This window comes from Schnuerera sp., assembly GCF_035459645.1.
Lineage (GTDB): Bacteria > Bacillota > Clostridia > Tissierellales > Tepidimicrobiaceae > Schnuerera.
In genome coordinates this window covers 1-2,301 of the sequence record NZ_DATHXO010000486.1, presented here as the reverse complement: position 1 = coordinate 2,301, position 2,301 = coordinate 1, and the positions used below count along the sequence as shown (strand labels likewise).

General features: G+C 32.1%; 3 protein-coding genes. All 3 read right to left on the bottom strand.

Annotated elements, in window-relative coordinates:
- Positions 1-412 (bottom strand): precorrin-6A/cobalt-precorrin-6A reductase (locus VK998_RS11490; protein ID WP_325228444.1); only part of this gene is annotated, 412 nt, incomplete at its 3' end.
- A gap of 4 nt (positions 413-416) precedes the next feature.
- On the bottom strand, positions 417-1,430 hold the full coding sequence (gene cbiG / locus VK998_RS11485; protein ID WP_325228442.1) for a cobalt-precorrin 5A hydrolase: 1,014 nt from the start codon (positions 1,428-1,430) through the stop codon (positions 417-419).
- Positions 1,427-2,182: a precorrin-4 C(11)-methyltransferase gene (gene cobM, locus VK998_RS11480; RefSeq protein ID WP_325228440.1), complete on the bottom strand. Its 756-nt coding sequence runs from the start codon at positions 2,180-2,182 to the stop codon at positions 1,427-1,429. The genes cbiG and cobM overlap by 4 nt, the downstream gene beginning before the upstream one ends.
- Positions 2,183-2,301: the final 119 nt, after the last annotated feature.

Below are 2,301 nucleotides of genomic sequence, written 5' to 3'. Positions count from 1 at the left end.
AATCATAGGTATCCTCATAGCTCTTTAAGTATATTCCTTTTGAGTTATGGATAACTTTGTTTCTAATATATCTAATATATTTTATATTCTTTTCTTTTGCCACTTTTCTTGCATTTTCTGTAACTACCTTTGCATAGGGATGAGAAAGATCTACTATTATGGATATATGGTTTTTAGAAACAAAATCTAACATATCATCATAATCCATTCTGCCCATATAAAATCTTGTTCCCTGAAAAAATTCTTCTCCGCTCTCTGTTGCCACTGTAACGATATAATTATTTAAATCTTTTATTCTATTTATAAGTCTTCTAGATTCACTAGTACCACCTATTATCCATATCATCTTATATGGTACCCCCTTTGAGTTATCATTAGAACATACTGTATCTTTCACAATATTTGAGGTCATTCCTCTATGTCTCCTTTGAAATAGATATGGTTATTCCATCTTTTTTTATTTTTCCAGTTAACATCTTTCCTCCTAGTAAGTGAGCAGAAGGTTCTGATACAGAATATACTCCTATTGTTTCCTTTACAAATTGGGATTTCGGGAAATTATCTTCTACCTTTTTTATCTCTTCTAAAGTAAATATTTTCAAAGGACATTTGAAATGGTTACAAGCCTCTATTATACCTATTTCATCCTTTTTCACTTCTATGGTTCCTATGGCTTTAATTGCATTAAAAGATAAATTTAATTGAGTTAGTATATTTTCAATGGCTTCTATTATCCTTTTACCTTCCATGCCCCTTCTACACCCTATACCTATATTCATATTCTTAGGGATTAATCTACAGTATTTTTCATAGGGTATGTTTATATCTTTTTGAGAACTTACTATAATAACTCCTTTAATAGAATGATCTATATCCTGAAAATTATCTATTATTTTTAGATTGTCATATTTTATAACTTCCTTCAACTCGGAATAAAACCCTATTTTGTTTTTATTTACCATCATGGCAGTAATATCCTTTATCGCTCGCATATTCTCCATATAGTAATTGTTTTTCATTGCAAATAGATCTATGGATTCTATGCCCCTATTGTCAGAAGCAGTAGTAATTACAGGAATAGCGCCTATAGTATCTGCTACCCATTTAGCTACTTCATTTGCTCCTCCTATATGGCCTGATAATAAACTGATAGAAAAATTACCTTCATCGTCTACCACCACTATAGCTGGATCTACAGTTTTGTTAATTATATAAGGGTTAATAAATCTAACAGCAATTCCTGTAGCAGATATAAAAATTAGTCCATCGTATTCATCAAATAAACAAACAATTATGGATTTAATCCCCCCATTAATTTCACTATTAATAAAATGATGAACAGTATATTCATTGTTTTTAGAGCTCAATTTAACTAGTTTTTCTCCTATTTCTTTTCCCAGTTGTGTAAAAGATATACAGGCGATTTTCATTTAGAAGCCTCCCTATATTCATGAGAAAAGGATGGGTCATATAGTTTAGACCTTTCGTATTCTCCTTTTATAAAATCCCCTACTAATATCTGAGCGGTTTTAGTAATTTCGGCCTGCTCTACCTTTTTTTCTATGTCCCTTAAAGTACCCATTATTATCTTTTCATCATCCCAAGTTGCCTTATATACTACAGCTACTGGTATATCCTCATTACCATAACCCTTTTTTAACTTTTCTACTACCCTACTCATATCCTTTACTGATAGGAATAAAGCCATCGATGCTTTATGTTGAGCTAATAACTCTAAATCCTCTTCTTCTGGTACTGGAGTTCGCCCTTCTATTCTTGTTAAAATCACCGTTTGGGTTACATTAGGCAATGTAAACTCTTTTTTTATGGCAGAGCAGGCAGCAGTAAAGGAGCTAACACCAGGGATAACTTCGTACTCTATATCCCTCTCATCTAATGAATCCATCTGTTCTCTTATTGCCCCATAGATAGTTGGATCTCCTGTATGTAACCTTACTACTTTTAACCCTTCATTTACTGCCTTTTCCATCTTATCTACTATTTTTTCCAAGGTCATAGAAGCACTATTATATATCTCACAAGTATCTTTACAAAATTTTAAATGCTCTTTTGATACTAGGCTTCCAGCATATATGACCATATCTGCTTTTTCTAATAGTTTCCTCCCTTTAATGGTTATTAAATCTACATCTCCAGGACCTGCTCCTACAAAACTAATCATTGGATTTCCTCCTCCCTAAAATATGAGACATATAGTCTTTTCATCTTTTTACTCCCTTTACTATAAATATAGGATTGTTCCCTTTCATAAGACCTATCTTATCCATATAAGAAGACTGG